The sequence below is a fragment of the Methylobacterium sp. P3_A11 genome (assembly GCF_056403155.1).
In genome coordinates, this window is the sequence record NZ_JBFUGA010000219.1 from 1 (window position 1) to 2,681 (window position 2,681).

Genomic DNA, 2,681 nt, shown 5'->3' on the forward strand with positions numbered 1-2,681 from the left:
CTTCATCAATGGCGCCCTGGCCCCCGGCTACTACGTCACCGATCCGCGCGGCCTCTCCAGCCTCGACTTCTTCGGCACCGTGCGCGGCCGCCTCGGCTACGCCTTCGACCGCACCCTCGTGTACGGCACCGGCGGCTTCGCCTACGGCTCGGGCAGCGCCGACCGCTCGTTCGGCGGCTACGCCGGCAACGAAAGCTTCCGCACCGGCTGGGCCGTCGGCGGCGGCATCGAGTACGCCCTGCCCACCGAGTCGTTCCTGAACTTCTTCCGCTCCTCGGCGGTGACGCTCAAGGTCGAAGGCCTGTACGTCAACCTCGACCGCAACACCCGCAGCCAGGGTGCGCTCGTCGTCAACGCCGCCAACAACTTCCCGGTGGCGTACAACAACATCGGCCGCCGCTCCGACGAGTTCGCCGTCGTCCGCGCCGGCCTGAACTACAAGTTCGGCTCTTACTGAGATCCGGTCGAGCTGCTCCCGGCGTCTGTGCCGGGAGCGCGGCGGCGGGCGAGGGGTAGTTGGTCCTCTCCATCGCTCTCTGCCGCCGGAGGGCAGCCGATCGGCTGACCATCGCATCCCCAGCCCGATCAAACTGGCCGCGAGGTCGGCGACACCCTGGGAGCACCCGCTCCTGGGGTGTTTCTTGTTTAGAGGACCAGACCGGAGTGAATTGGTCCTCCCATGCGAATAGGGGCCATCCTGCTGTGGACGAGATCGCAGGCGCAGACCCTCAGCGGCGTGCGCTTCAACTCGGGATACTCGTTGGCGAATTGGGTGGCCACGGAGATCGCAGGCGTCGAGGATGCCTTGGGCTACTGCTTCGGAGCCGCAATTATCGCGGCCATGCTCTTCTGGGTCCTTTCATCATAACCGCCGGCCTGGAATTCATCCCCAAGAACGGCGGCGGTGCCGGGATCCGGTTCCGGGAGCGGAAGGGGCAGGCTTGCTGGCGCCAGAGCCATTCCCGCCGCCCGACCTGAAGGCGAAGGGCTCTCTGAAGGCGCCTTCTCCTCACGAAGATAAGTTCTAAGCTTGAGTTTGAATTGTGAGTGATGGGTATATAAATCATGTCCCGAGGGCTTGGCGCAGAGCAGCGCATTATCCTCGCCATTATCGTTCGAGATACCGGCCCGTATTGGACGCGCGCCGATATTAAGCAACTTGCTTTGATCGAAATCGGACGCGGCGCGGATGCTCAGTCTTCTCCCGAACACCTCAGCGACAAGAACGTTCGGGAATGGCTTGCTGATATGCAATTGTCTGAGGGAGGCTTCACCCGATCTCTCGGCTCCCTTGTAAAGCGAGGTCTACTGGAGCGCCACCAGCTTCCAAGCAGCCCTCTGACATGGAGGGTGACGCAGGCCGGAATAGACGCAGCCTCCGAGTTCGTGCCGCCGTCAGCGATCAACGACCTTGCGAAAGGAGCAGCCTGACACGCAGCTCCGAGGCTATTCCCCGCCTCGCGGAAGAGGCACCGAAGGCGAAGTTGTGGCGGCACCTCGACACTTGCGCGCCGGCGGGTATCCCGCCGGGATGCGCTACGGTCTAGCTGAATTGACGGTGGCCTGTTGATCGCCCAGCTCGTGCAAGCTAGGTCACCCGCCCTCACAAGGAGGTGCCCATGGCTACGGACAACAAGCGCGGCAATCGCGAGGCGAAGAAGCCCAAGGCTCCGAAGGTGAAGACGAATGCCTCGGCACCGTCGACGAAGGGCTTGGTGACTGCCAAGCCCGCTGCAGGATCGAAGAAATAGACGCAGCGCTCCAACCGGCCGGATGGCGCGGTTGGTCCGTCCGGCCTGTCACGCCTGCCCGTAGTTCGCTGTCATCGCGAAGAGGTGGTGGCTAGCCTGCACCGATCTGCTGTAGGGGCCGGTGTCACCGATCCGAGCCGCTCAGCAGCTTTTCGGCCGTGGCCATGCCGGCGGCCTCAGCCTTGGCCGCGGTCGGATAACCGCGATCGGAACGCTGGGCGAGCTTGCCGTGCTTGCGGATCGCCCAACCGTAATTCCCGCCCTCTTCCTTCGGACGAATGACCTCCAGCTTGTAGGGGTGGATGTTCGTTTCACTCTCGCTCATGGCCAAGCCATGCCATGCGCGCTCGGCCTGGCCAAGCAGGGTCAGCAGGGTGTCGTGCGTGTGGGTTGGGCAGAGGTCCGTCCGAGGCGCCTGAAATGGGACGGACTGCCATTGCTGACCGAAATGGCGGAAACCGGCCGGTGACGGTTGTATCCACTACCAAAGTTCAACCGCGCTTTTAGGTAAGCCGCCCTCAGGAGAGGAGGGCGCGGTTCGTGCCGCTACCGTGGATCGCGGCGCTCGTCGCCATTAACGAGGAGATCATCGCCTGCGAGCGGCGTTTCCACCGATAGCGCATCCTGGTTGTAGAGTTGACGAGGACCGGACAGCTCACAGCCGAGGATGAAATGCTGCTCGCCTCCGGCATGACGAACCTCACCCTGCTCCGCGCTCGCCGCGACAGCCTCTTGGCGGAGGCCCTAACTGTTCAGTCCCGAGGTGAGATGGGTTGGGTCGTATCTGAACCGGCCTGGGTCGTCTGCCCAGGCTCGGCAGGTCGCTTCGTATGGCGTGAGGCCGCGTAGGGTCTTGAGCCGCCGGGCGAAGTTGTAGGCATCCAGGAAAGCGGCGAGGTGTTCCCGCAGTTGGTCGTGGCTGTCGTAGTG

Annotated in this window: 4 protein-coding genes and 1 pseudogene; 2 read left to right on the forward strand and 3 right to left on the reverse strand. The window is 63.7% G+C overall.

The genetic code is table 11. The annotated features are described in order from the left end of the window. The coding region (locus AC1DXK_RS30745; protein ID WP_477299688.1) for an outer membrane protein at window positions 1–457 on the forward strand (457 nt) is incomplete at its 5' end. 353 nt (window positions 458–810) lie between these two features. Here the strand turns inward: AC1DXK_RS30745 and AC1DXK_RS30750 are convergent. Further along, a complete protein-coding gene (locus AC1DXK_RS30750; RefSeq protein ID WP_477299689.1) occupies window positions 811–1,254 on the reverse strand; it encodes a hypothetical protein in 444 nt (147 codons plus the stop codon). 365 nt (window positions 1,255–1,619) lie between these two features. Here AC1DXK_RS30750 and AC1DXK_RS30755 point away from each other — a divergent pair, with 365 nt between their 5' ends. Next, window positions 1,620–1,751: a hypothetical protein gene (locus tag AC1DXK_RS30755; protein WP_456685338.1), complete on the forward strand. Its 132-nt coding sequence runs from the start codon at window positions 1,620–1,622 to the stop codon at window positions 1,749–1,751. Between the two features lie 124 nt (window positions 1,752–1,875). Here the strand turns inward: AC1DXK_RS30755 and AC1DXK_RS30760 are convergent, their stop codons facing one another. Next, window positions 1,876–2,082, reverse strand: coding sequence for a hypothetical protein (locus AC1DXK_RS30760; protein ID WP_477299690.1), 207 nt, complete (start codon window positions 2,080–2,082; stop codon window positions 1,876–1,878). 413 nt (window positions 2,083–2,495) lie between these two features. Beyond that, a pseudogene (locus tag AC1DXK_RS30765) lies at window positions 2,496–2,681 on the reverse strand (IS481 family transposase); the annotation flags it as partial.

Excerpts from the sequence above, each read along its gene's own strand:
- AC1DXK_RS30755 (WP_456685338.1), top strand. The coding sequence starts at position 1,620 with ATGGCTACGGACAACAAGCGCGGCAATCGCGAGGCGAAGAAGCCCAAG.